The organism is Caulobacter segnis (genome assembly GCF_031454995.1).
In the GTDB taxonomy this organism is placed as follows: Bacteria; Pseudomonadota; Alphaproteobacteria; order Caulobacterales; family Caulobacteraceae; genus Caulobacter; species Caulobacter segnis_E.
This window is the reverse complement of the sequence record NZ_JAVDRV010000008.1, coordinates 163,835-188,069: the sequence shown is the minus strand read 5'-3', so window position 1 is coordinate 188,069 and position 24,235 is coordinate 163,835. Positions and strand designations below refer to the sequence as shown.

The following is a 24,235-nucleotide window of genomic DNA, read 5'->3' as shown; positions in this document are numbered from 1 at the left end:
TGATCTCTAGAAGAATATTCTCGTCAGGGCGTAGGCCAGGACCGCGACCGCGACCGTGACCGTTCCCAACATCACCGCCAGGCGCGGCTTGACCTGAAGCAGGGCCTTGGGACCCAGCTTCGCCGAGATCGCGCCGACGCCCGCCAGCAGCAGGAAGCTGGAGCAGGCCGCCAGGGTCGAGACCATTACGGGCGGGATCAGGTTCAATCCGCGCGCCGCCGCCAGCGCCGCGAAACCGAGCACGAAGGCCGGCGGCGCCCGCAGGCCCGAGACGCGCCCGCCTTCTGGACTACGGGTCAGGACAAGGCCGATCAGCACCACCGCCGGTCCGAGCCAGACGATCCGCGCCAGCTTGGCCAGCGCCGCGGTGCTGGCGGTCTCGGGCGACACCGAGGCGCCGGCTCCAGCGACCTGGGCGACATCGTGGATCGACAGGCCGAAGAACACGCCCGCCTGGTGGGCGCTCAGGCCCAAGGCGTGGGCCAGCGGCGGATAGGCCAGCATGGCCACGGTCGAGAGCAGGTTCACCCCGACGATGACCAGGGCGGTCGTCCGCTGGTTGGCGGGACTGGCCGGCGCGGCTTGCGAGGCGGCGAGCGCGGCCGAGGCGCCGCAGATCGAGCAGGCGGCGGCCGCGATCAGCGCTTCGGCGAAGGGCAGACCCAGCGCGAGGCCCGCCGCCGCGCCGATGGCCAGACCGCCCAGGACGACGACGCCGCTGGCCAGGATGGCGGGACCGCCCAAGGCGGCGAACTCGGCCCAGCTGATCTGCGCGCCCATCATGGCGACGCCCAGGCGCAGGCCCGGCTTGGCGAAGATGTCGAGACCCGCGCCCAACTGGGCTTGCAGACCCAACGCGCCCAGCATCATGCCAAGCACCACGGCGATCAGCGGCGCGGGCGCGTGAAGGCCCTGCGACAGCAGCTTGGCGAAGACGGCCAAGGCCAAGCCCGCGGCGAGCCCCGGCGCCAGCTTGCCAGCCTCCAGCCGAAGGGCGGCGGCCGTCATCCGCGGACGGTCTCGCCCGCCCTGGGCGCGGCGGCGAAGTGAGCGTCGGCGCGAGCACAGCGGTTGGAGAGGCGCTCGTTCAGCTGGCGCACCGTGCGGCTGCCCGTCCGCTCGAAGGCGAACGGCAGCAGGCCGTGGACGAGGCAGGCCAGACCGGCGCCGATCAGGGTGAAGCCGAAGCCCCAGGCCACGCCCATGTGCTGGCCATAGCTCTCGCCGACCGAACGGGGGTGACGGGTGAAGGACGCCAGCATCGAAACCTCGCGACTTGCCGAGGTTTCCTAGGATGGCGAGGATTCGGGGAAAGGCATTACTGGATTGCGCTCCAAACGGGGCGTAGAGAGAATTTCATTCTCGATCAACGCGGAATGCGGAGATGATTGATCTCGATCATATCGATCGGCGCCTGCTGGCGATCCTGCAGGAGGACGCCACGGTCCCGATCGCCGATCTCGCCGAGCGGGTGGGCCTGACCCAGACGCCGTGCTGGAAGCGGATCAAGCGACTGCAGGACTCGGGCGTGATCACCGCGCGGGTCGCCCTGCTGGACCGCGAGGCCCTGGACCTGCCGCTCACCGTCTTCGTGGCCGTGAAGACGGGCCGCCACGATGAGGCGTGGCTGACCCTATTCGCGGCGGGCGCCAAGGCCCTGCCCGAGGTGGTCGAGTTCTACCGGATGAGCGGCGAGGTCGACTATCTGCTGAAGGTGGTGGTCAAGGACATCGCCGCCTACGACCGCTTCTACAAGCGTCTGATCGCCACGGCGCCGCTCAGCGACGTGTCGTCCAGCTTCGCGATGGAGCAGATCAAGTTCACCACCGCCCTTCCCGTCGCCCCGGCCTGAGCCTTGTCTTGAGCCTGTCATGGACCGCGCTCTACTAGGCCCGATCTTTGACGGAGAACGACCATGGACGCGACGCGGCGCGGACTTCTGATCGGTGGCGCGGCTCTGGCGCCGAGCCTGGCGCTGGCGGCCGAGACCTCGGTCGACCCGACCGCACCGCCGGCGATCAAGGCGCATCTGGGCGTCACGGAGAACCCGTTCGGCCCCTCCCCCGCCGCCCGCGAGGCCGCCGCCAAGGCCCTGGCCGAAGCGCCCTATTACGGCTGGGAACTGGAACCGCCGCTGGTCAAGCTGATCGCCGGGCTTGATGGGCTGAAGCCCGAGCAGGTGGGCCTGTGCAACGGCTCGCTGGAGGCGCTGTCGCTTCTGTCGACGGCCTTCGCCAAGGCCGGCCCCGTCGTCTCGCCGCAACCAAGCTACGCCACGCCCCTGCTCTACGCCCAGCGCCAGGGCGCGAGCCTGGAGTGGGTCCAGCTCGCGACCGACCAGCAGATCGACCTGCAAGCGCTCGCCGAGCGCGCCAAGGCCGTGAAGGCGGGCTGCGTCTATGTCTGCAATCCCAACAACCCGACGGGCCTGCTGCTGGACGCCGAGCGCTTGCGCGCCTTCTGCGTGGAGGTCTCCAAGACCTGTCCCGTGCTCGTCGACGAGGCCTATATCGAGATCAGCCCCGATCCGGTCCGCAACTCGATGATGGACCTGGTCCGCGCCGGCCACGACGTGATCGTCGCCCGCACCTTCTCCAAGGTCTACGGCATGGCGGGCCTTCGCGTCGGCTTCATCGCCGCCCGCGCCGACCGGGTCCGGACTCTCAAGAGCCTGATCCCGACGCACAAGGGCCGTCCAGGCCTCGCGGCGGCCGCCGCCTGCTATGGCGATCCGGCCTATCTCGCTGGCGCGAAGGCTTACCTCGAAGGCTGCCGCGAGAAGATCTACGCGATCTGCGACGCCAACGGCCTGAGGTATCTGCCGTCCCACGGCACCTATGTCTTCGTCGACTGCGGCAAGCCGAACCTCGCCTTCCAGAAGACCCTGGCGGCGATGGGCGTCGAGGTGCGGGTGTTCGACAGCCCGCGCCACCCGACCTGGATCCGCGTCGGCACCGCCAGCCCCGCCGAGCTGGACTATTTCGCCAGCGTGCTGCCGAAGGCCTTGAAGGCCTAGTCCGCGCCGTTGCCCGGATCACCGGCCGTCGGATCGCTGGTGGCGTTCGTCTTGCGGTTCGGGTCCAGCTCGGGCGGCGGCGGCGCCTCCTGCCCCGCCGGGCGGGGAACCGGATCGTCGGGATGAGGCGGGGTCGGATTGGGGTCGGTCATCGGTGTTCTCCTGACCGTCCAATCCCTGGGAAGCGACTTGGCTCCCGCGAAGACTATTCCGGCCAGAGGTCCTGGATGTCGCCCTTGCGGTTCAGCATGTGCGTCGCGCGCTTGATCACGGCCAGCAGACGATCCTTCCGGCCGTCCTTGTCATAGGTCAGGGTCGTGCGGGCCAGGCCTTCCAGCATGAAGCGGGCGAGGTCGCGGCTGGCCTGGAAGCGGGGACCGGCGCCCGCGTGCAGAATCTTCAGGAAGTGATCGCCGGCCTGGGCGCGGTCGAACTCGGCCTGGGCGGGCGTCAGCAGGGCCTGGATGGCCGGATCGGTGCGACCGGCCGCCTCCAGCTCGGCGAAGGCCTGGAACGGAACGCTGTGCAGCAGGTCCCAGTAGCTGTCGATCGCGTGCTCGGTGACGTCGGCGCCCGGCGGCAGGCTGTCGGCCGCGGCGCGAAACAGAGTCGAGCGCTCGGCCTGGATATGGGCCACGGCGGCCTCGACCAGGGCCTCGCGGGTTGGGAAGTGGTAGAGCATGGCCCCGCGCGTCAGGCCCGCGGCGTCGGCGACCGCCGGGTTGGTGGCCGCGTGATAGCCGATCTCGGCGAACAGATGCATCGCGCAATCCAGAATCCGCGCGCGGGTCTTCTGCGATTTCGGCGTGTCCTTGGCGAGGCGGGCGGCGTCCATCGGCGTGATCTAGTGCGGGCGATGCTGCGCCGCAACAGCTAGAGCGGTCCCAGCCCCCCGAAGGGCTCGCCCGCGCGCCTAGATTTTTGACAAATGCGCCGAAACTGACCAATCGACGGGCTGCCCCAGGGGAAGCGCGGGCGAACCGCGCCGCATCGATCCTCGCCCCCGCTTCATCAAAGCGACATGCAATCAGCTTAATCGCCTGCCGTTGGCCGCCGTCGCGCCGATCCGGGGACGGAGCGATATTGCGGTGTCGAACGGGGGTACGACCATGAGCGCCGACGTCGCCGTCCGCCGCTATCGTTCCGTTTTCATCAGCGACCTGCATCTGGGCACGCGAGGGTGCCAAGCCGAGCTGCTGCTGGACTTCATCCGCCATATCGAGTGCGACAAGCTCTATCTGGTCGGCGACATCATCGACGGCTGGAAGCTGCGCAGCGGCTGGCACTGGCCCCAGGCCCACAACGACGTGGTCCAGAAGATCCTGCGCATGGCCCGCAAGGGCACCGAGGTCATCTACGTGCCCGGCAACCACGACGACCGGGTGCGCGAGTTCTGCGGCGTCCACTTCGGCGGCGTCGTCGTGGCCCGCGACATCATCCACGAGGCGGCCGACGGCAAGCGCTATCTGGTCGTCCACGGCGACGAATTCGACGGCGTCGTCCAACACGCCAAGTGGCTCGCCTTCCTCGGGGATTGGTCCTATAGAACCATCCTCATGCTGAACACTCTGGTGAATCGCGCGCGTCGCCGCCTGGGGTTCGGTTACTGGAGTTTTTCGGCCTATCTGAAGGTCAAGGTGAAGAACGCTTTGCAGTTCATCGAGAACTTCGAGGCCGCTGTGGCCGACGAAGCGCGACGTCGGGGCGTGGATGGCGTGATCTGTGGTCACATCCACAAGGCCGAGATGCGCGACATCGACGGCATCGCCTATGTCAACGACGGCGACTGGGTGGAAAGCTGCACGGCCGTGGCCGAGCACGCCGATGGCCACCTGGAAATCGTGGAGTGGGCGAAGGTGCGCTCGTGGTCGGTGATCGACCGCGGCCGCAAGCTGCCGACGCCGGCCGACGACGCCTTGCCGGAGCCCGCCGTCGCCTGATGCGAATACTGCTTGCTACCGATGCCTGGGAACCGCAAGTCAACGGCGTGGTTCGCACCCTGACCCGGGTGGTCGACGAACTGCGCGCCATGGGCCACGTCGTCGACGTCGTCAGCCCCGACCAGTTCCCGACCTTCCCGCTGCCGACCTATCCGGAAATCAAGCTGGCCATCGGCGCCTACGAGCCGGTGCAGGAGCGCTTCAAGCTGTTCGAGCCCGAGGCGATCCACATCGCCACCGAGGGGCCGATCGGCCTGGCCGCCCGTCGCATCTGCCTGGAATGGAAGCTGCCGTTCACGACCAGCTACCATACCAAGTTCCCCGAATACGTTTCGGCCCGCCTGCCGCTGCCGCTGGCGGCCGGCTACACCTACATGCGCTGGTTCCATAAGCCGTCGGGCCGTCTGATGGTGGCCACGCCCACCATGCGCGACGAGCTGGCCAAGCACGGCTTCCGCAACCTGTCGCCCTGGTCGCGCGGCGTCGACACCGACATCTTCAAGCCGCGCACGCCCGAGGATCCCGACATCTTCGAGGGCCTGGCCCGCCCGATCTTCCTCAATGTCGGCCGCGTGGCCGTCGAGAAGAACATCGAGGCCTTCGCCAGCCTCGATCTGCCGGGCACCAAGGTCGTCATCGGCGACGGTCCCCAGCGCGAGGAGCTGGCCGAGAAGTATCCCGAGGTGAAGTTCCTAGGCGCCAAGTTCGGCGAGGAGCTGGGCCGCTACTTCGCCGGCGCGGACGTCTTCTGCTTCCCGTCCCTGACCGACACCTTCGGCCTGGTGATCCTGGAGGCCATGGCCGCCGGCGTTCCGGTGGCGGCCTTCTCGGCCCCGGGTCCCGTCGACATCATCCCTGGCTCCAACGCCGGCGTCCTGGCGCCGGGCCAGACCGACGGCCTGAAGGAAGCGTGCCTGGCCTGCCTGGAGCTGGACCGGACGGTGGTGCGCAAGTTCGCCGAGAAGTTCTCGTGGCGATCCTGCGCCGAGGAGTTCTTCCGCAACCTCCAGCCCTATCCCGAGCCCGAGAAGACCCGCTTCTGGCGCCGCCTGCGCCGCCTGGCGCGCCTGCGCAAGAAGACCGCGGCCTAGCCCCCGCCATCCGCCCCCGACGAGCCGCTGCGGCGGCCATGCTTCGGCGAAGCGATCGAGCTGGAAACAAGAAGGGCGCGGACCTTACGATCCGCGCCCTTCCTTTTGTCTATCCGATGTCGCCAGCGGCTATTGCAGCTTGGCGCCCATCTGGCCGATGGCGGCGTCCGCCAGCGGGTCGGTCTTGGCGCCGACGAGGCGGGCGGCCAGGACGGCCTCGGCGGCCTGGGCGGCCAGATCCACCGCGGCGGCCTTGACGTCGGCGGCGGCTTGAGCCTCGGCCTGGGCGATCTTGCGTTCGGCCATCTCGGCGCGGCGCTTGATCTGCTCCTCGAGCTTTTCCTTGGCTTCCTCGGCCAGACGCTTGGCGTCGGCCTTGGCGGCGTCCAGCATGGCCACGGCTTGGCGCTCGGCTTCCTCGCGCTGGGCCTTCACGTCCGCGAGCAGGGCTTGCGCCTCTTCCCGCAGCTGCTGGGCTTCGTCGAGCTCGGCCTTGATCTTGGCCGAGTAGCTGTCGAGCGCGCCGAACAGCGCGCCCGGCAGGACCTTCAGCGCGAACAGCAGGCCGAAGAAGACGACCAGGGCGACCAGAACCCAGAATTCCGGGTTCGAGAGGCTGAACAGGGATTCGTGTTCCATCTTCAGTCCCCTAGGCCAGAGCCGACTTGAGCTCGGCGGCGGTGGCCGCCTTGCCGGTCAGCTTTTCGACGATCGCGCCGGCGGTGTCCTGAGCCACCACGCGGACCTGGCTCATGGCCTGGTCGCGAGCGGTCTGGATCGAAGCCTCGGCGGCGGCCAGCTTCTCGGCCAGGACGGCCTCTTCCTTGGCCTGACGCTCGGCGGCTTCGGCCGAAGCCTTGGCCTTCGCGTCGGCGGCGGTCTTCTGGGCCTTGGCGCGCGCCTCGGCCACCTCGGCGGCGGCCGCGCGGGCCTGGGCCTCGGCCTCGTCCTTCAAGCGACGGGCGTCGGCGATGTCGCCGGCGATCTTGGCGCCGCGTTCCTCGATCGCGCCGCTGACGCGGGGCAGGAGGCCCTTGGACAGCACCGCGTAGAGCACGGCGAAGATGAGCAGGAGCCAGACGATCTGACCGCCCCAGTGCTCGAACTGCAGCTGCGGAAGACCGCCGCCGCCTTCGTGGCCCTTGGGGGCTTCCGTCGTCTCGGTCGTGCCGTGATGTTCCGTCGCCATGGGCGAAGGCGCCTCTCAGCTATTGCGCTTGGAGCGGACCGTGATCCGGCCCGCTCCAGGAAGCGCGAGAAAACAGAAACTGGAGCGCGTCGCTTCCGATGAAGCGCCGCGCTCCAGGGATCGGATTACGAGAACAGGATCAGGAAGGCGATAACCAGGGCGAAGATGCCCAGGGCTTCCGTCAGGGCCATGCCCAGGAACAGCATCGGGCGCTCTTGAGCGGCGGCCGTCGGGTTGCGCAGGGCGCCTTGGAAGTAGTTGCCGAACATCACGCCCAGGCCAACGCCCGCGCCGATCATGCCGAGCATGGCCAGACCAGCGCCGATGTACTTAGCAGCAGCAGCGTCCATGATTGAGACTCCTTGAGAAGGGTATTGGTTGAAAGACTAAAGGTTGATCAGTGGCTGTCGAGGTGCACGACGTCGTTGATGTAGACGCATGCGAGCACCGCGAACACGAAGGCCTGGAGGAAGGCCACCATGAACTCTAGGGCCGTCAGGGCGACGACCGAGGTCAGGGCCAGGGCCGAACCGGCCCAGCCCAGCACGCCGAGACCGCCCAGGGCGATCACGAAGCCGGCGAAAATCTTCAGCACGACGTGGCCGCCCAGCATGTTGCCGAACAGACGAAGGCCCAGGGTGATCGGACGGATCAGGAACGACAGGATCTCGATCGGCACCAGCAGGAAGTACAGCGGCCACGGCACGCCCGACGGGGCGAACAGCTTGAAGAACTTGATGCCGTTCTTGGCGAAGCCGACGGCGACCACCGTCAGGATGACCATCAGGCCCAGCGTCAGGGTCACGGCCAACTGCGAGGTCGCGGTGAAGACCAGGAACATGCCCTGCATGTTCATGAACAGCACGAACGCGAAGAGCGTGAAAATGAACGGCAGGAACTTCTTGCCGTCGTGGCCGATGATCGATTCCGCCAGTCCGTCGACCAGGCCGTAGAGCATCTCGCCCACCGCCTGCAGGCGGCCCGGCACAACGGCCTTGCGGGCCGCGAGGCCGTAGAAGCCGATGATCAGCAGGGCGGCCGACATCATCGCGGCCACGGAATTGGTGATCGAAAGATCGATCGCGCCCAGGCCCGGAACGGTCACGGTGGGCAGTTCCACGATCTTCTGGATCTGGAACTGGTGCATCGGATCGGCCATCGGCCCTAGTCTCTCTTCTGCTTGGGGACGGTTGGCCCGTCTCCCGTGTCTCCGTCGACCTTCCCCGGAACCGGAGACGGGGCCGACGCCTGCGCGCTCAGTTTCATCGCCTTGCGGACGATGGAGAAAATCGCGATCCCCAGGCCGATCAGCAGACCGCCGACCATGCCCCAGGGGCTCGTGTGGACATAGTGGTCGAGCAGCCAGCCGAAGCCGATACCCACCAAAACGCCCCCGATCAGGTCCGCCAGCAGACGGTAGCCGTCTTGCTGGGCTCTTTCGGACCGAGCCTTCACCGGCTTTTCCGCCGCCCTCCGCGCCTCAAATGCGGCGAGCCGAGCGTCGAGGCTCTGCGGAGCCTTGTCGTTCGGTTCGTCGGCCTTGGGCATGGGAAGCGGCAGGTCCGAAAGCGCCGAGGACGCGCCATAAAAAAGCGCTGTTCCGGCCGGCTTGATCGGCGCGGAACCTATAGACCTCGCCGCAGTGCGTCAAGGTGACCGCTTCGCAAGGCAAGTGACCGGAATATTTGAGGTTTTCGCCTTCCCCTTCGTCAGGCGGGCAAAACCGACCCCAATCTTTCCATGACGAGGGGCGGGCAGCCTCTTTCGGATCGGGAACGAGTTCCTATCTAGCGAACGTTCTTTCAGCGCCGCTCCCCATAGGCAAGGAGCCGCCAGCCTCGATGACGCATTGATTTTTTCGTCGATCTGGGCTTTAGAGCCGCCGCCTCCAAATAACACGAAGATTCATGTCGCACCTGAAGAACACCGGATTCGCCGATCGTATTTCCGCCCAGCAGGAAGCCAAGAAGGCCATGCTGGCTAAGTTCAAGGCCAAGCCGACCGTCCAGGACCCCGATTTCGACAAGCGCGAGGAACAACGCGCCGCCGAACTCGAAGCCGTCCGCGCCGCCCGAGCCGAAGCCAAGGAAAAGGCCCGCCTCGAAGCCCTGGCCCGCCAGGAAGAGCTGATGGCCGCCAAGCGCGCCGAGCGGAAGGAGCGCAAGGCTCTGGAAGCCGCCGAGATGCGCGTGCGGAAGGAAGAGAAGGCCAAGGAGCGCGACGAACTGCGCGCCCTGGGCAAGACCACCAACAGCAAGCAGTCGCGCGCTCACCAGTGGGCGCACCTGCTGGGCTAGTGATCAAGGGGTCCTCCGGGGCCCCTTTTTCTTTGCCTGAGGCGTCGAACGGGACCATGAGCCGCTCATGGTTTCTCTCGACGTCATCGCCAGCCTGTTCGTGGTCGCCGCCCTCGCCGGGGCGCTGGACGCCATCGCCGGCGGCGGCGGGCTCGTGACCCTGCCGGCCCTGCTGCTGGCGGGGCTTTCGCCCGTTCAGGCGCTGGGCACCAACAAACTGCAGGGCGCGGTCAGCGCCATCTCCTCGACCAGCGCCTTCGCCCGGCGCGGCCTGATCGACTGGAAGACCGCCTGGCCTGTCGCTCTGGCCGCCGCCATCGCGGGCCTGTGCGGCGCGCTGTGCGCCAGCCTGCTGTCGCCCCAGCTGCTGCGAGCGATCGTGCCGGTGCTGCTGATCGCCATCGCCCTCTATTTTGGCTTCTCGCGCGCGCTGAAGAGCGAGGACGTCACCCCGCGCATGGCGCTGATCCCGTTCGCCTGTTTCGTCACGCCGTTCGTCGGCTTCTACGACGGCATCTTCGGCCCGGGCGCTGGCGCCTTCTACATGGTCGCGATCGTCACCCTGCTGGGCTACGGCGTCCTCAAGGCCACCGCCCACACCAAGTTGGCCAACGCCGCCAGCAACGTCGGCAGCCTGACCCTGTTCGCGTTGAAGGGCGTGGTCGTCTGGCCGGTGGGCCTGGCCATGGCCGTCGGGGCGTTCATCGGAGCGCAGGTGGGCTCGCGGCTGGCGATGCGGTTCGGACCGAAGCTGATCCGGCCGCTCCTGGTGGTGATCTCTTGCGCGATGGCGGTGAAGCTGCTGGCCGATCCGGCCAATCCCATTCGGCAAGCCATCGGGTTCTGAGGCGAGAGCGCCCCCTCCGTCACGATGCTTCGCATCGCGCCACCTCCCCCGTTCCACGGGTGAGGAGGAAGTTTCATCCTCCCTCGCGTAGCGGGGGAGGTGGATCGGCGCGGATACGCGACGAGACGGAGGGGGCGCTCGGCCCTAAGCCGCCACCAGCTTCTCGGCCGTGCTGAGGTCCACGCTGACCAGCTGGCTCACCCCCCGCTCGGCCATGGTGACGCCGAACAGGCGGTCCATGCGGCTCATGGTCACCGGGTTGTGCGTGATGGCGATGAAGCGCGTCTGGGTGCGCCGGCGCATCTCGTCGAGCATGTTGCAGTAGCGGTCGACATTGGCGTCATCCAGAGGCGCGTCCACCTCGTCCAGCACGCAGATCGGGGCCGGATTGGCCAGGAACACGCCGAAGATCAGGGCGCTGGCGGTCAGGGCCTGCTCGCCGCCGCTCATCAGGCTCATGCTGGCCAGGCGCTTGCCGGGCGGGCAAGCGTAGATCTCGAGACCGGCTTCCAGCGGATCGTCGCTCTCGATCAGCTTCAGCTCGGCCTGGCCGCCGCCGAACAGGGCCTGGAAGAGGGTCTGGAAGTTGGCGTTGATCACGTCGAACGCGGCCAGCAGGCGCTCTCGGCCCTCGGCGTTCAGCTCCTCGATGCCGGCCCGCAGCTTGGTCACCGCGCCCGAAAGGTCGGCGCGCTCGGTGCGCATGATCTCCAGGCGACCGGCGTATTCCTGGGCCTCCTCCTCGGCCCGCAGGTTCACGGGGCCGATCGCGTCGCGCTCGCGCTCGAGGGCGAAGAGGTGGGCCTCGACCCCGGCGGCGTCCTTGGGCACGGCCACGGCCTCGCCGGCGACGTGGCGGCCCAGTTCCTCGGGCTCCATGCGGGCCTGCTCGCGGATCGCGGTGGCGACCTCGGCGTAGCGCTGGCGAGCGCCGTCCAGGTGAGCAACGAGCGCCGCCCGCTTCTCGCGGGCCTCGCCGGCGGCCTGTTCGGCGGCCCGAGCCGCGCGGTCGGCGTTGATGCGGTTGGTCTCGGCCGTCTCCAGGGCGTCGCTGGCCTTGGCGCGGCGGGCCTCGGCGGCGGCGAACTCGTCGAGCAAGGCCAACAGCTTTTCCCGCAAGACGTCGGGCGCCTCGCGGGCGGCCTCCAGGGCGGCGGCGGCCTTGACGCGATCGCTCTCCAGCGCCTCGGCGCGCTTGCCGGCGGTCTCCGCGCGCTTGGCCCAGTCGGTCCGGTCACGCTCCAGGCTCTCCAGCCGGCGCTGGCGGCCGGCGCGTTCGCGGGTCTCGACGTCGAGGGCCGTGCGGGCGGCGCTGGCCGCCTCGCGGGCCTTGGCGGCGTCCTGACGGGCCTGAGCGAGCCGAGGTTGCAGGTCGCCCGAGGTCTGGGCGGCGGCGTGAGCTTCGCGGGCCTGGGCCAAGGCCGCGTCGACCTCGGCCCTCTCGGTCTCGAAGCGAGCAATGGTGTCGTCCAGAGACTGAGCGCGGGCGGCGCGGAGCGCCTGCTCGCGCTCGAACTTGGCGACTTGCTCCCGGGCGCTGTTCAGCAAGCGCTCGGCGTCGGGCGGACCGCGCCGCTTGTCGCGCAGCAGGTCCTCGACCGCGCGCATGCGATCGGCGGCGGTCTTCAGGGCGGCGGCCGTGGCCTCGGCGCGCGGCGCCAGAACGTCGATCTCGGCCTCGACCTCGGCCAGGCGCGTCCGCTGCTCCAGCCGTACGGCGGCGGGCTTGGGCGCATCGGCGCGAGCGACGAAGCCGTCCCAGCGCCAGAGATCGCCTTCCATCGACACCAGGCGCATGCCGGGCTTGAGGTCCTTTTGCAGCCGGTCGCCGTCGGCGCGGGCGACCACGGCCACGTGCGAGAGGCGGGCGATCAGCTCGGGCGGCGCCTTGACCAGCGGGACCAGGGGCTGAGCGCCCTCGGGCCACGGCGGCGACGAGACCTGGGCCCCGCCCCAGTAGGACGGCGCCTTGGAATCGAGCGCGGCGTCGAGGTCATCGCCGAGCGCCGCCGCCAGCGCCGCGCCATAGCCCTTGTCAGGCGAGACGCTGTCGAGCGCCGGGGCGTGGCCGCTCTTGGCGCGTGGGGCGGTGAGTTGAGCCAAGCCTCGGGCCTCGGTGCGCAGGCGGCCGAGCTGGTCTTCGACCCCACGGGCCAGTTGGCGGGCCAGGGCCTCCTGCTCGGCGGCCTTGACGCGCTCGGCCTCGGCCTCCTCCAGCGCCGCGCGGGCGGCGGCCAGGGCGGCCTCGGCGTTGGCGAAGCGTTGGCGGGCGTCGGCGGCGGCCGGATCGACCTCGGGACCGATGGCGGCGCGCTCGGCCTTGGCCTGGTCGAGGGCGCGGTTGGTGCGGCTGGCGCGGGCGTCGGCCTCGGAGAGTCGCGCGGCGGCGGCGCGGAACTGCGCCTCCTCGGCGGCCACCCGGGCGGCGAGTTGCTCGACCTCGGTCTCGGCGGCGGCGCGGGCCGTCTCGGCGGCCTTGGCGGCGGCCTCTAGCTCGGGGCCCCGCTCGGGCGCGGCGGCGACCAGGGCGCGGACTTCCTCCAGTTCGGCGTCGATGCGGGCTAGAGCGACGGCGGCGTCGTCCTTGGCCTGCTGTTCGCGGGCCCGGTCGGCCTCGATGCGGGCCAGGTCGTTCTTCAGGCGCTCGAACTCGGCGGCGGCGGCCTCGGCCTCGCGCTCGGCCCGGTCCTTCTGGATGGCCAGTTGGCCCAGGATCGCCTGGGCGATGGTCGCCTCTTCCCGCAGCGGCGGCATGGCGGCCTCGGCGTCGGTGATGGCGACCTGAGCGGCCGCGCTGGCGCGGGCGGTCTCCTCGACGAGGCGCGCGGCCTCGGTCGCCTCGCGCTGGGTGCGCTCCAGCGTGTCGCGGGCCTCCGTCCAGCGGGTGTAGAGCACCGCCCCCTGCACGGCGCGGATCTCGGCCGACAGGCGCTTGTACTTCTCGGCCTGGCGGGCCTCGCGCTTGAGGCGGTTCAGCGCCGTCTCCAGCTCGCGGGCCACGTCGTCCAGACGTGCGAGGTTGCTCTCGGCCGCGCGCAGGCGCAGCTCGGCCTCGTGCCGGCGGGTGTGCAGGCCCGAGACCCCGGCGGCCTCTTCCAGGATGCGGCGGCGGTTCTGCGGCTTGGCGCCGATCAGCTCGCTGATCTGGCCCTGGCGGACCAGGGCGGGCGAGTTGGCGCCGGTCGAGGCGTCGGCGAACAGCAGCTGGACGTCGCGCGCCCGCACCTCGCGGCCGTTGATCTTGTAGGTCGAACCCGAGCCGCGATCGATGCGGCGCACGACCTCCAGCACCGGGTCGTCGTTGAACTGGGCCGGCGCCGTACGGTCGGCGTTGTCGATGGTCAGGGCGACGTCTGCGTGATTGCGCGGCGGGCGCGCGCCGCTGCCAGCGAAGATCACGTCGTCCATGCCGCCGGCGCGCATGGCCTTGGCGGAGTTGGCGCCCATCACCCAACGCAAGGCTTCCAGCAGGTTGGACTTGCCACAACCGTTGGGGCCGACGATGCCGGTCAGGCCCGGCTCGATCCGAAACTCGGTCGGCTCGACGAAGGACTTGAAGCCCGAAAGGCGAAGGCGCTGGAACTGCACGAGGCGGTCCCCCTGGCCTTAGCCCTTCGCCGCGACGGCGAAGGCCTTCGCCAGGGCGTCGAAGCCCGTGTCGCCCTCGATCGGCGCGCCGTTGACGAAGAAGGTCGGGGTGACCTCGATGTTCTCCTGGTTCAGCGCCCGGAAGAAGCGGTCATTGACCCCTTTCAGCGCGGCCTGGTCGTTCATCGCGGCGGCGAACTGGGCGTCGGTCAGGCCGTATTGCTTGCCGATCGCCTGCAGGCCCTCCCACAGCTTCTCGCTGCGATAGATCTCTTCCTGGCGCTGGAAGACGGTGGTCAGGACCTCGAAGTACTTGCCCGGAATCCGGCGCGCCAGGATGAACCCGGCGGCCGCGAACTCGGTTGGCGGGGTCAGGAACTCGCGGAACACGAACCGCACCTTGCCGGTGTCGACGAAGCGCTCGCGGACCAGCGGCAGGACCTGCGTCCACCAGTGGGCGCAGTGCGGGCAGCTGGCCGAGGCGTAGGCCACGAGCTGCACCGGCGCGGTAGGCGAGCCCAGCGTCATCTCGCCCGGGACGGGCGGCAGGGGCGCGGCGCGCGCGACGGCCGGCGCGCCCCCAAGCGCGAGGCCGGGGGCGGCCAGCCCCGAGATCAACAGCGCGCGCCGGTCCAGCGTCATTACTTCGAGGCTTCCGCGATGGCCGCGTCCAGCTCGGCCAGGGTGCGCGCGCCGCCCTCTTCCGAACCGACCTTCTTGCCGTTGACGACGAAGGTCGGGGTGCCCTGGATCTTGGCTTCCTTGCTGTACTTTTCGACGCGGTCGTTCAGCGCCTTCAGCGCCTTCTCGTCGCTCACGCAGGCGTTGAACTGCTCTTCGCTCATGCCGGCCGACTGGGCGACGCTCAGCAGGCCTTCGCGGAACTGGCCCGTCTGGAACATCTGGTGCTGGGCGCGATAGACCGAGTCCACGACCTGGAAGTACTTATCCTTGCCAGCGCACCGGGCCATCAGGAACGAAGCGGCCGCCACTTCCTGCGGCGGGGTCAGAATCTCGCGATAGACGTAGTTGACCTTGCCGGTGTCGATGTATTTGGCCTTGAAGGCCGGATATACATCCTCGTTCCATTCGGCGCAGTGGCTGCACGAGGCCGAGGCGTACTCGACGACGGTGACCTTGGCGTTGGGATTGCCCTGGGTCATGTCGTCGGCGGTGACGGTCTCGCCCTTGGGACCGCAGCTGGCGAGGCCGGCGGCGAGCGCGGCGACAAGGGTGACTCTGCTGATCAGCGAACGCATCAAATGGCCCTTCGGCGGTCGGTTGGAAACTTAAGCCCGATTCTCGTTTCGAAGGGAAAAGGGCTGGACGCGGACTACGGCAAGAGCGCGACCACGCGGCGCTTGTCAATGGTCTGGACCGCTGCCGCGCGTGGGCTCAGCGGTTCGAGGAGAGGACCCCGCGGCCCAGCTTCAGCAGCGCCTGTTTCAGCCCGCCGTCGGGCTGTTCGGCCAGGCTGTCGGCGAGCTCTTTCTCCAAGGCCGCGTCCAGCGGCGGCTTGCGGCGCGGACGCTGGGAGACAGGCGCGGCGGCCGCCTTGACCGGGCCCTGGACAATGCGCAGGCGGGTGACGACGCCCTTGCCCAGCAACATGTCCAACCGGGCGGTGATCTGCGGCGCCTGGTGCTGGATCAGCGAGGCCATGGGCCCATCGACCCGCAGCTCCAGCGCGCCGCCTTCGCCATTGCGGCCCTTGATGACGCGGACGGGCTCGGTGCGTCTCGCCAGGGTGTCGCCGACGATCTCGCGCCAGCGCGTCTGTAGCGCGGCGGGACCCTGGCCGAAGCGGGTCTCCAGATCCTTCAGCAGCGGCGCCAGACTCTTGCCGGCGGGCGGCGGCGGGCGGCGCTGGGGCTTTGTCCGCTTCTGGCGAAGGATCGCGAGCGCTTCTTCCGGCGAGGGCAAGGGACGGCGGGCCATAACGGAAAGCTAGCACGAGGCGCCCCGCTTGCGGTAGGCGAAGGGACGATGAAAGCCAGCGTCTCTCTTGATCGCGCCGCCCTCCGCTCGAGCCTGCTGGCCTGGTACGACCGTCAGGCGCGGACACTGGCCTGGCGGGTCTCGCCGAGCGATCGCCGCGCGGGCGCGCGGTCCGACCCCTACCGCGTCTGGCTGTCGGAGGTGATGCTGCAGCAGACCACCGTGCCGCACGCGGCCCCTTACTTTCTGAGCTTCACCCAGCGCTGGCCCACGGTCTTGGACCTGGCGGCCGTGGACGACGGCGAGTTGATGGCGGCCTGGGCGGGCTTGGGCTACTACGCCCGCGCCCGCAACCTCCTGGCCTGCGCCCGGGCCGTCGCCAACCAGCACGGCGGCGTCTTTCCGGACACCGAGGAGGGCTTGCGCGCCCTGCCCGGCGTCGGCGCCTATACCGCCGCGGCGGTGGCGGCGATCGCCTTCGACCGCGCCGCCAATGTCGTCGACGGCAATGTCGAGCGGGTGATGTCGCGCCTGTTCGCCGTCGAGACGCCGCTGCCCGACGCCAAGCCGGAGTTGAAGGCCCTGGCCGGCGAGCTCGTCTCCGACGAGCGCCCCGGCGACTGGGCCCAGGCGCTGATGGACCTGGGCGCCACGGTCTGCAAGCCGAAGGGGCCGCTGTGCGACCTCTGTCCCGTCTCGGCCTGGTGCGAGGCCTTCAAGACCGGCGCGCCGGAGACCTATCCGAGGAAGACGAAGAAGGCCGACCGCCCGCGACGGCATGGCGTCGCCTACGTGCTGACGCGCGGCGACGCGGTGGCGCTGGTCCGCCGACCGCCGAAAGGGCTGTTGGGCGGGATGCTGGGCCTGCCGACCTCGGAGTGGCGGGCCGCCCCCTATGACGACACAGACGCGAGGGCCGCCGCGCCGGTCGCCGGCGCGTGGCGGGACCTCGGCGCGGTCGAGCACGTCTTCACGCACTTCTCGCTGACGCTGCGGGTGTTCGCGGCCGACGGGGCGGGAAATGGGGACGCTGACGGCGGTGACTTCGTCTGGACCCGGCGCGAGGGCCTCGGCGCGTTGCCCAGCGTGTTCCTGAAGGCGGCGCGAGCGGCCGAGCGGCTGCTCTAGCGACCCGACGTGGAGGCGATCCGCGCGCGGATCAGCCAGGCGACCCTCTCGGGCCGCCTGGCCGTCGACCTACGCCGACGCCCTGCTCTCCAGCATGGTCTAGTTCATCCCCGCGCGGACCTGGGCGCGCAGCACATCGATCGGGGCCAAGCCCTTGTCGGTCTTGAAGTGCCAATAGGTCCAGCCGTTGCAGGCCGGGGCCGACTGGACCAGGGCGCCGATCTTGTGAATCGAGCCCGAAAGGTCGCCGACCGTGATCGAACCGTCCGGGCGCACCTTGGCGATCCGCTCGCCCTTGGCGCAGTAGAGGGTGTCGCCGGGCGAGAGCAGGCCGGCCTCGACGATGGTGCCGAATGGCACGCGCGGCTCGGCCCTCTTAGAGCCCATGACCTCAAGGTCATTGGGGTTGATTGGAACGACCTTGGCGATGCGCTCCTTGGCGTGGCTCAGATACTCGGCCTCGCGCTCGATGCCGATGAACTTGCGGCCCAGGCGCTTGGCGGCCGCGCCCGTGGTGCCGACGCCGAAGAAGGGATCCAGGATCACGTCGCCCGGCTTGGTGGTCGACAGGATCACCCGGTAGAGCAAGGCTTCCGGTTTCTGGGTCGGGTGGGCCTTGTTGCCGTCCGCGCCCTTGATCCGCTCCTCGCCGGTGCACAGCGGGATGGTCCAGTCCGAGCGCATCTGCACCTCGTCATTGGCCATCTTCAGGGCGTCGTAGTTGAAGGTGTAGCGCTTGGCGTTCTGGCTCTTGGAGGCCCAGATCAGGGTCTCGTGAGCGTTGGCGAAGCGGGTGCCCTTGAAGTTGGGCATGGGGTTGGACTTGCGCCAGACGATGTCGTTCAGGATCCAGAAGCCCAGGTCCTGTACGGCGACGCCGACGCGGAAGATGTTGTGGTAGCTGCCGATCACCCAGATCGCCCCATCATCCTTGAGAACACGGCGGGCGGCCTTCAGCCACTCGCGGGTGAACTTGTCGTAGGCGGCGAAGCTCTCGAACTGGTCCCAATGGTCGTCGACCGCGTCGACCTTGGAGTTGTCGGGACGCAGCAGGTCCCCGCCCAGCTGAAGATTGTAGGGCGGATCGGCGAAGATCAGGTCGACCGACTTCTCCGGCAGGGCGTTCATCTGCTCGATGCAGTCGCCCAGGATGATGGTTTCCGGCCCGAAGGTCATGTCCGCGTCCTCAAGAAAGAGAACGGAATCATGAGTCTTTCTAGTAAACGCGGTGTGTATGGACGTGGTTAGCGAGACGTAAACGAAGCTAGAGCCCTCGGGGCTCTAGCTTTGAATATGAGCGCGCTTTTCGATCCGATAACCGCTCACACTTATCGGAAAGCGCGCTACTCGGCCGCGTCCTCGAACGGCAGCCGCAGGTTCAGTTCGCCCGCCAGCGCGGCCTTCACCGGCGCCCAGCCCAGGCGGTGGATCGGCGAGGGGCCCAGCTTGACCAGTCCCTCGACGTGGATCCGCGCGTGATAGCCCTTGTGGCTGGCGAAGCCGTAGCCGGGATAGACCGCGTCCATCTCGATCATCAGCCGGTCGCGGGCCTCCTTGGCCAGGATCGAGGCGGCGGCGATCGAGCAGGACAGCGAGTCGCCCTTGACCACCGTCTTGATCTCGCACGGCAGCGGGAAGCGGTAGTTGCCGTCCACCAGGGCGATGGCGGGGGTCACCGACAGGCCCTCGATGGCCCGGCACATCGCCCGGCCGGTGGCGTGAAGGATGTTGTACTCGGCGATCTCCTCGATCGAGGCCATGTCGACGCACCAGGCGATCGCGACGGCCTTGATCTCCTCCTCCAGGGCCGCGCGGGCCTTGGCCGAGAGCTTCTTTGAATCGTTGAGGCCCTTGGGCACCCGGTCGGGATCCAGGATCACCGCCGCGGCGCTGACCGGACCGGCCCAGGGCCCGCGCCCAGCCTCGTCCACCCCGCAGACAGGCCCCTGTCCGCAGGCCATCTCAAGCATCATGTCGGGTCCGGGCCGCATGATCTGGTCTTTATGCCGGTTCGGGCGGGATGGGAATGTCCGGCGGGCCGGACTAGGCTGGCCGCATGCGCGCCTTCCGATCGACCGCCGCCGTCCTGGCTCTCCTCGTCGTCCTCGCGCCGACCGCTGTCCTCGCCCAGGCGGACGGCTGGCGACAGGTCTGGGCCGACGAATTCGACGGCGACAGGCTGGACGAGACCCGCTGGACCCCGGCCACCGACTGCGGCGGCGGCGGCAACGAGGAGCGCCAGTGCTACGCCGCCAGTCCCGAGACCATCTCGGTCAAGGACGGCGTGCTGCGCCTGACGGTGGTCAAGCGCAAGACCAAGGGGTTGGCCAACCCCTGGGCGGGCCCCACGGGGCCCATGAAGACCGGCGACTACGCCTCGGGAAAGATCCTCACCCAAGGCAAGGCCAACTGGCTCTACGGGCGGATCGAGGCGCGGGCGCGGGTTCCCGGCGGCCAGGGCGTGTGGCCCGCGATCTGGATGATGCCGGAGCTGTCGACCTACGGCGGCTGGCCAAGGTCGGGCGAGATCGACATCCTGGAGACGGTGAACCTGGGAGCGCCCTGCGAGCCGGTCGACGGCGCGTGCGAGGGCGGCCGCGAGAACCGCGTGTTCGGGACCATCCATTTCGCCGGCGACGGCGCCGGCGCGCGCCGGCGCGCGGGCGGAAACACGGTCATGCCGCCCTCGGCGGACGGCTTCCACGTCTATGCGGTCGAGTGGACGCCCGAGGCGATCGCCTGGTTCGTCGACGGCCAGGAGTACGCCCGGGTCACGCCCCAGGACTGGAAGCGCGACGACGCCGAAGCCGGCCCATCCCCGTTCGACCGCCCCTTCCACCTGATCCTCAACCTCGCGTTCGGCGGGAACTGGCCGGAAAGCGTCAACGCCAAGGGCGTCGACGAGGCGGCCTTGCCGGCGACGATGGAAGTCGACTGGGTTCGGGTCAGCCAGCGCTAGAATAGCGGGGCGGGCCTGGAGCTCGGGGCTTGCAAAAGGCGCGGAGCCCCGCTCTCCATGCCTCACTTGGCCAAGCGTGGCCTGAAGGGACTTTCGTTGATGCGGTTCGTGACCAGCGCCCTGCCCATTCTTTGGCTTCTGGCCTCCGTCGCGGCCTTTGTCTTCGTGTTTCGCCCTCAGGCGCGCTGGGCGCTGGTCGCGACCTCGGGGCGCGCCTTGGCGATGTTCCTGGTCGTCTTCCTGGGCGGCGGCGCTCTGATCGCGGTCTCGCGTCCCAAGGCCGAGGCCCCGCCGCCGCGGCCCAGGCTCGCGCCCGCCGTGCGCGCCTTGCCCGACCCCGCCCAGGTCCGCGCGCGCCCCGAACATTTCCTGATCCTGGATGGCGTTCAGGCCTTCCGGAACAAGGCCGGCGACGTGCTGCTGACCGGCGGCGCCACCAACGTCTCGGGCCTGCCGATCGCCGACCCGCGCCTCTCCTGCCGGATGACCAAGGGGCGCGCGAAGGCCGGAACGGTCTCTGGCGTCGCGTCCGGAACCATTCCCCCTGGCGGCAAGATGATCTTCGCCGCGATCAATCTTGGCCAAGCTTCCGGTCCCTGGGACAGCTGGACCTGCCAGGTCTCCGAGGCGCGGGCGTCGTAAGCGGCGGCTTATGGCGGGCCGCGTAAGCCGCCCGCCGATGGTCGTGTCGTCGGACCCGGCTCAGGTTTTCTTCCGTCATCAGCACGGGAGAACCGCCAATGACCAGCCGCTCAGCCGCCCTCGGGGCCAGCCTTCTGATCCTGTCCTTCGCCGCGCCCGCCTGGGCGGACGAGGCGAAGCCGGCGCCGCCCAAGGCCGCTGCGCCGTCGGTGAAGGCCACCAAGCCTCCGCCGGCCAAGACGAAGGATCACGAGACGCGCCACGCATCCGAAGACCGCGACGATAAGGCGGAAGGCGACAAGCACGACAAGGATCGACGTCATGACCGCGACTGAGGCCGTCCCGCCTCGTCGCTGGGACCCGGTGGTCAAGCTGACCCACTGGACCATCGTGGCGGCGGTCCTCGCCAACGCCCTGATCACCGAGGAAGGATCGACGGCGCACGTCTGGGTCGGCTACGCCCTGGCCGGCACCCTGGCCCTACGCCTGATCTGGGGCGTCATCGGTCCGGCCGAGGCGCGCTTCTCGGCCTTTCCGCCCAGCCCCGCCCGCGCCCTGGTGCATATCCGCGAAATCGCGGCGGGCAAGCGTAGCGAGCACGCCTCGCACAATCCGCTGGGCGCTCTGATGGTCTATGCGATCTGGAGCGTGCTGGCGGTCATCGTCGTCACGGGCGTGCTGATGGCCAGCGCGCCGGCCAAGCCCCAAGCCGAGCCGGGCGCCGCGCCGCCCGCCGCGACCGCCGAGCGCCTCGAGCGCGAAGAGCACGAGGAGGGGGAGAGCCGCGAGGGCGGCGAAGAGCATGAGGAGGGGCCGCTGACCGAGGTGCACGAGACCGCCGTCAACCTGCTCTACGTCCTGATCCTCCTGCATATCGCGGGCGTGGTGTTCGAGACACGGCGCGGCGGTCGGCGGATTGTCTTGGCGATGCTTCCGGGGCGGCGGTAAGTCTTCCTGGATGATCAAGCGGCGGCGAGCTCTGGAACGCAGGATCACGATGATCGCGATCATCGTGATCCTTCAACTCGCCGCCACCCTGTTCTTCCTGGTCGATTTCACCGGCGACGTGCGCGTCGCCGGCATGGGCTCGCACCTGTTGGCCGAGGGCGGCGCGGCGCTGGCCTTGCTGGCCGGCGTGCTGTTCGGCGCGGCCCAGGCGCGGTGGCTGGTTCTGCGCGCGCGCCAGGACGAGGCCGCCGTGGCCGCCGCCAAGGGCGCGCTCGCCGACCTCGCCCGCCTGCGCTTTTCGGACTGGCGGCTGACGGCGGCCGAGGCGGATGTGGCCCTCTTCGCGCTCAAGGGCTGCGACGTCGCCGAGATCGCCGCCCTGCGCGGCGCCGCCGCCGGCACCGTCCGCGCTCAGCTGACCCGCGTCTACGCCAAGGCCGGCGTGCGCTCGCAATCGGCGCTGATGGCGCTGTTCATGGAAGAGCTGGTGGAGACGGGCTCCAGGCCCAGCGCTCCCTAGGCGACGGGCCGGTTCATCCGTCGAACGGGGCGCGGCCATCAGCCGGTGTCAGCGGGCCGGCCGATGATTGCGTCCGTCGGCGCCGGCTGGCAGGGTCCCGGTCCCTTCACCGAGACGCCGTTCGTGACCCCGTTCCATCGCTTGCTGGCCAACAACCTGGTCGCCAACATCACGAACTTCACGATGTGGTTCGCGGTGACCTTCTACGTCTATCTGGAGACGAAGTCGGTCTTCGCCACCGGAATGGTCGCCGGCCTCAATCTGGTGCTGACGGCGGCATGCGGCATCTGGTTCGGAAGCCTGGTCGATCATCACCGGAAGAAGGTCGCCATGCTGGGGTCGAGCCTCGTCTCGCTGGGCTTCTACAGCCTGGCGTTCGTGGTCCAGCGGCTGGCGCCGGAGGGGGCCTTCGCCCGGGTGGACGCCCCTTGGCTGTGGGCGCTGATCGGCTTCACGATGCTTGGCGTGATCGCCGGCAATGTCCGCGCGATCGCCTTGCCGACCCTCGTCACGATCCTGATCCCGGAGGATCGCCGTGACCGCGCCAACGGCCTGGTGGGCATGGTCAGCGGGGTCGGCTTTCTGGTGACGTCGGTGATCAGCGGCTTCCTGGTCGCCTGGGGCGGCATGCTGTACGCCCTGATCTTCGGCCTCGCGTTTACCGCCATCGCCCTGGTCGATCTGGCGACCGTGTCGGTGGACGAGCCGCGCGCCGAGCCCGCCCATGACGCGCCCGCGGCCCCCCGGACCGTCGATCTGGCCGGCACGATTCGCGTGATCGCCGCCGTGCCGGGGCTGTTCGCCCTGATCTTCTTCGCCTGCTTCAACAACTTCCTGGGCGGCGTGTTCATGGCGCTGCTGGACGCCTATGGGCTGTCACTAGTCTCGGTCCAGACCTGGGGACTGCTGTTCGGAGCCCTGTCGGTGGCCTTCATCGCCAGCGGGATCGCGATCAGCCGCACGGGGCTGGGGGCGAACCCGCTGCGGACCCTGCTGCTGGTCAATCTGGCCGCCTGGGCGGCCTGCTGCGTCTTCACGCTGAAGCCGTCCATCGTGCTGCTGACCCTTGGTTGCCTTGTGTGGATGGCGCTGGGCCCCTACGCCGAGGCGGCCGAGCAAACAACGCTGCAGAAGGTGGTGCCCCTGGAGCGTCAGGGCCGGGTGTTCGGCTTCGCCCAGTCGGTCGAGCAGGCCGCCTCGCCGCTGACGGCCTTCCTGATCGGGCCGTTGACCCAGTTCGTCGTGATCCCGTTCATGACGAACGGCGCGGGCGCGATGGCCATCGGCGACTGGTTCGGACGCGGCGCGGACCGCGGCATCGCCTTGGTCTTCACCGTGTCGGGCGTGATCGGCGTCGTCGTGACGCTGCTGGCCTTCGGCTCCAGCGCCTATCGGCGGCTGTCGGCGGCATACGCCCAAGGTCAGGCCGCCGGGGCAGCCTAGTCCTCCCGGTGGTTTCGCCGCCGCCGCCCGGTCAATGGCGGTGTCCCAGCGCCTTGCATTCCTCATGACGGAAGCACGTCACGAAGTGGTCGTTGACCATGCCCGTGGCCTGCATGAAGGCGTAGACGATCACCGGGCCGCAGAACTTGAAGCCCTTCGCCTTCAGCGCCTTGGCCATGTCGACGGCCAGCGGAGTCTGGGCCGGGACCTGCGCGCCGCTCTCCCAGGCGTTCTGGATCGGCGCGCCGCCCACGATGTCCCACAGGAAGGTCGATAGATCCTCGCCGCGCTCGCGCATGTCGAGATAGATCCGCGCGCCCGAAATCGCCGCGTCGATCTTGCCGTTCGAGCGGATGATGCCGGCGTCGGCCATCAGCCGGGCGCGGTCGGTCTCATCGAAGCGGGCGACCTTCTCCGGATCGAAATCCGCGAAGGCCGCGCGGAAGGCCTCGCGCTTGCGCAGGATGGTGATCCACGACAGGCCGGCCTGGAAACCGTCCAGCACCAGTTTTTCCCACAGGGCGCGGCTGTCCCACTCGGGCACGCCCCATTCGCGGTCGTGATAGGCCTCGTAGAACGGGTCGCCGTTCATGCCGCGCCAGGTGCATCGGATCGGTTCGGTCATGTGGTGACGCTAGCATAACGACGGCGATTGACCAGAACTTTTCAGGAACATTGCTGGACTCGCG

At 69.1% G+C, this 24,235-nt stretch carries 29 protein-coding genes and 1 pseudogene; 13 read left to right on the top strand and 17 right to left on the bottom strand.

The genetic code is table 11. The features are described 5' to 3' along the window. Positions 1-6: 6 nt before the first annotated feature. Positions 7-1,008, bottom strand: coding sequence for a putative sulfate exporter family transporter (locus J2728_RS21035; protein ID WP_310002133.1), 1,002 nt, complete (start codon positions 1,006-1,008; stop codon positions 7-9). After that, positions 1,005-1,262: a DUF6356 family protein gene (locus tag J2728_RS21030; RefSeq protein WP_310002132.1), complete on the bottom strand. Its 258-nt coding sequence runs from the start codon at positions 1,260-1,262 to the stop codon at positions 1,005-1,007. Before J2728_RS21030 ends, J2728_RS21035 begins: the two co-directional genes overlap by 4 nt. 122 nt (positions 1,263-1,384) lie before the next feature. On the opposite strand from J2728_RS21030, the gene J2728_RS21025 reads away from it, so the two are divergent. Together J2728_RS21025 and J2728_RS21020 are read left to right on the top strand one after the other, a co-directional pair. After that, positions 1,385-1,852 carry an Lrp/AsnC family transcriptional regulator gene (locus J2728_RS21025; RefSeq protein ID WP_310002131.1) on the top strand — a complete coding sequence of 156 codons (468 nt, stop codon included), beginning with the start codon at positions 1,385-1,387 and terminating at the stop codon, positions 1,850-1,852. A gap of 63 nt (positions 1,853-1,915) precedes the next feature. Next, positions 1,916-3,016 carry a pyridoxal phosphate-dependent aminotransferase gene (locus tag J2728_RS21020; protein ID WP_310002130.1) on the top strand — a complete coding sequence of 367 codons (1,101 nt, stop codon included), beginning with the start codon at positions 1,916-1,918 and terminating at the stop codon, positions 3,014-3,016. Here the strand turns inward: J2728_RS21020 and J2728_RS21015 are convergent. Both J2728_RS21015 and J2728_RS21010 read right to left on the bottom strand, forming a co-directional pair. Then, a complete protein-coding gene (locus J2728_RS21015) occupies positions 3,013-3,168 on the bottom strand; it encodes a hypothetical protein (RefSeq protein ID WP_310002129.1) in 156 nt (51 codons plus the stop codon). The genes J2728_RS21020 and J2728_RS21015 overlap by 4 nt on opposite strands. A gap of 53 nt (positions 3,169-3,221) precedes the next feature. After that, positions 3,222-3,851: a TetR/AcrR family transcriptional regulator gene (locus J2728_RS21010; RefSeq protein ID WP_310002128.1), complete on the bottom strand. Its 630-nt coding sequence runs from the start codon at positions 3,849-3,851 to the stop codon at positions 3,222-3,224. A gap of 274 nt (positions 3,852-4,125) precedes the next feature. Here J2728_RS21010 and J2728_RS21005 point away from each other — a divergent pair, with 274 nt between their 5' ends. After that, complete coding sequence (locus J2728_RS21005) at positions 4,126-4,956, top strand: UDP-2,3-diacylglucosamine diphosphatase (protein WP_310002127.1); 831 nt, start codon at positions 4,126-4,128, stop codon at positions 4,954-4,956. Next, positions 4,956-6,047, top strand: coding sequence for a glycosyltransferase family 4 protein (locus J2728_RS21000; RefSeq protein WP_310002126.1), 1,092 nt, complete (start codon positions 4,956-4,958; stop codon positions 6,045-6,047). Before J2728_RS21005 ends, J2728_RS21000 begins: the two co-directional genes overlap by 1 nt. A 129-nt stretch (positions 6,048-6,176) precedes the next feature. Here J2728_RS21000 and J2728_RS20995 read toward each other — a convergent pair whose 3' ends face one another. From J2728_RS20995 to J2728_RS20975, 5 genes are all read right to left on the bottom strand, one after another. Further along, positions 6,177-6,686: a F0F1 ATP synthase subunit B gene (locus J2728_RS20995; RefSeq protein ID WP_310002125.1), complete on the bottom strand. Its 510-nt coding sequence runs from the start codon at positions 6,684-6,686 to the stop codon at positions 6,177-6,179. 10 nt (positions 6,687-6,696) lie between these two features. Beyond that, a complete protein-coding gene (locus J2728_RS20990; protein ID WP_310002123.1) occupies positions 6,697-7,236 on the bottom strand; it encodes a F0F1 ATP synthase subunit B family protein in 540 nt (179 codons plus the stop codon). 125 nt (positions 7,237-7,361) lie between these two features. After that, on the bottom strand, positions 7,362-7,586 hold the full coding sequence (locus tag J2728_RS20985) for a F0F1 ATP synthase subunit C (RefSeq protein WP_004615714.1): 225 nt from the start codon (positions 7,584-7,586) through the stop codon (positions 7,362-7,364). A gap of 47 nt (positions 7,587-7,633) precedes the next feature. Further along, positions 7,634-8,395, bottom strand: coding sequence for a F0F1 ATP synthase subunit A (locus J2728_RS20980; protein WP_310002122.1), 762 nt, complete (start codon positions 8,393-8,395; stop codon positions 7,634-7,636). Positions 8,396-8,400: 5 nt separating this feature from the next. Further along, the gene (locus J2728_RS20975) at positions 8,401-8,784 is read right to left on the bottom strand and encodes an AtpZ/AtpI family protein (RefSeq protein WP_310002121.1); all 384 of its coding nucleotides are present in this window, start codon (positions 8,782-8,784) and stop codon (positions 8,401-8,403) included. Between the two features lie 359 nt (positions 8,785-9,143). Between J2728_RS20975 and J2728_RS20970 the strand changes: the two genes are divergently transcribed. Continuing rightward, positions 9,144-9,533 carry a DUF6481 family protein gene (locus J2728_RS20970; RefSeq protein WP_013077538.1) on the top strand — a complete coding sequence of 130 codons (390 nt, stop codon included), beginning with the start codon at positions 9,144-9,146 and terminating at the stop codon, positions 9,531-9,533. A gap of 67 nt (positions 9,534-9,600) precedes the next feature. Beyond that, complete coding sequence (locus tag J2728_RS20965; protein ID WP_310002120.1) at positions 9,601-10,380, top strand: TSUP family transporter; 780 nt, start codon at positions 9,601-9,603, stop codon at positions 10,378-10,380. 6 nt (positions 10,381-10,386) lie between these two features. Here J2728_RS20965 and J2728_RS20960 read toward each other — a convergent pair. The 5 genes and pseudogenes from J2728_RS20960 to J2728_RS20940 form a co-directional block, all read right to left on the bottom strand. Next, positions 10,387-10,553, bottom strand: a pseudogene (locus tag J2728_RS20960) (hypothetical protein); the annotation flags it as partial. After that, entirely contained in the window at positions 10,525-13,968 is a 3,444-nt protein-coding gene (smc, locus tag J2728_RS20955; protein WP_310002119.1) for a chromosome segregation protein SMC, read from the bottom strand. The pseudogene J2728_RS20960 and the gene smc, both read right to left, overlap by 29 nt. An 18-nt stretch (positions 13,969-13,986) precedes the next feature. Then, a complete protein-coding gene (locus J2728_RS20950; RefSeq protein WP_310002118.1) occupies positions 13,987-14,610 on the bottom strand; it encodes a thioredoxin domain-containing protein in 624 nt (207 codons plus the stop codon). Further along, positions 14,610-15,227, bottom strand: a complete 618-nt coding sequence (locus J2728_RS20945; protein ID WP_310002117.1) for a DsbA family protein — start codon at positions 15,225-15,227, stop codon at positions 14,610-14,612. Before J2728_RS20945 ends, J2728_RS20950 begins: the two co-directional genes overlap by 1 nt. Before the next feature lie 136 nt (positions 15,228-15,363). Next, complete coding sequence (locus tag J2728_RS20940) at positions 15,364-15,906, bottom strand: DUF721 domain-containing protein (RefSeq protein WP_310002116.1); 543 nt, start codon at positions 15,904-15,906, stop codon at positions 15,364-15,366. A 48-nt stretch (positions 15,907-15,954) separates the two neighbouring features. On the opposite strand from J2728_RS20940, the gene mutY reads away from it, so the two are divergent. Continuing rightward, positions 15,955-17,034 (top strand): A/G-specific adenine glycosylase, encoded by a 1,080-nt coding sequence (mutY, locus tag J2728_RS20935; RefSeq protein ID WP_310002115.1) that lies wholly within the window; start codon positions 15,955-15,957, stop codon positions 17,032-17,034. 99 nt (positions 17,035-17,133) lie between these two features. Here the strand turns inward: mutY and J2728_RS20930 are convergent, their stop codons facing one another. Next, positions 17,134-18,210, bottom strand: coding sequence for a site-specific DNA-methyltransferase (locus J2728_RS20930; protein ID WP_310002113.1), 1,077 nt, complete (start codon positions 18,208-18,210; stop codon positions 17,134-17,136). 167 nt (positions 18,211-18,377) lie between these two features. After that, complete coding sequence (locus J2728_RS20925) at positions 18,378-19,025, bottom strand: ribonuclease HII (protein WP_310002112.1); 648 nt, start codon at positions 19,023-19,025, stop codon at positions 18,378-18,380. A gap of 65 nt (positions 19,026-19,090) precedes the next feature. Between J2728_RS20925 and J2728_RS20920 the strand changes: the two genes are divergently transcribed. The 6 genes from J2728_RS20920 (at position 19,091) to J2728_RS20895 (ending at position 23,546) form a co-directional block, all read left to right on the top strand. Further along, complete coding sequence (locus J2728_RS20920; protein ID WP_310002111.1) at positions 19,091-19,993, top strand: glycoside hydrolase family 16 protein; 903 nt, start codon at positions 19,091-19,093, stop codon at positions 19,991-19,993. A gap of 57 nt (positions 19,994-20,050) precedes the next feature. Beyond that, positions 20,051-20,635 (top strand): hypothetical protein, encoded by a 585-nt coding sequence (locus J2728_RS20915; RefSeq protein ID WP_310002110.1) that lies wholly within the window; start codon positions 20,051-20,053, stop codon positions 20,633-20,635. 98 nt (positions 20,636-20,733) lie between these two features. Then, complete coding sequence (locus J2728_RS20910; RefSeq protein ID WP_310002108.1) at positions 20,734-20,970, top strand: hypothetical protein; 237 nt, start codon at positions 20,734-20,736, stop codon at positions 20,968-20,970. Continuing rightward, positions 20,957-21,583 (top strand): cytochrome b/b6 domain-containing protein, encoded by a 627-nt coding sequence (locus J2728_RS20905; RefSeq protein ID WP_310002107.1) that lies wholly within the window; start codon positions 20,957-20,959, stop codon positions 21,581-21,583. Before J2728_RS20910 ends, J2728_RS20905 begins: the two co-directional genes overlap by 14 nt. Positions 21,584-21,593: 10 nt before the next feature. Beyond that, positions 21,594-22,103 carry a helix-turn-helix transcriptional regulator gene (locus J2728_RS20900; RefSeq protein ID WP_310002106.1) on the top strand — a complete coding sequence of 170 codons (510 nt, stop codon included), beginning with the start codon at positions 21,594-21,596 and terminating at the stop codon, positions 22,101-22,103. 63 nt (positions 22,104-22,166) lie between these two features. Then, positions 22,167-23,546, top strand: a complete 1,380-nt coding sequence (locus tag J2728_RS20895) for an MFS transporter (RefSeq protein WP_310002105.1) — start codon at positions 22,167-22,169, stop codon at positions 23,544-23,546. Positions 23,547-23,577: 31 nt separating this feature from the next. Here J2728_RS20895 and J2728_RS20890 read toward each other — a convergent pair whose 3' ends face one another. Beyond that, positions 23,578-24,171 (bottom strand): DNA-3-methyladenine glycosylase I, encoded by a 594-nt coding sequence (locus J2728_RS20890; RefSeq protein ID WP_310002104.1) that lies wholly within the window; start codon positions 24,169-24,171, stop codon positions 23,578-23,580. Between the last annotated feature and the right edge of the window lie 64 nt (positions 24,172-24,235).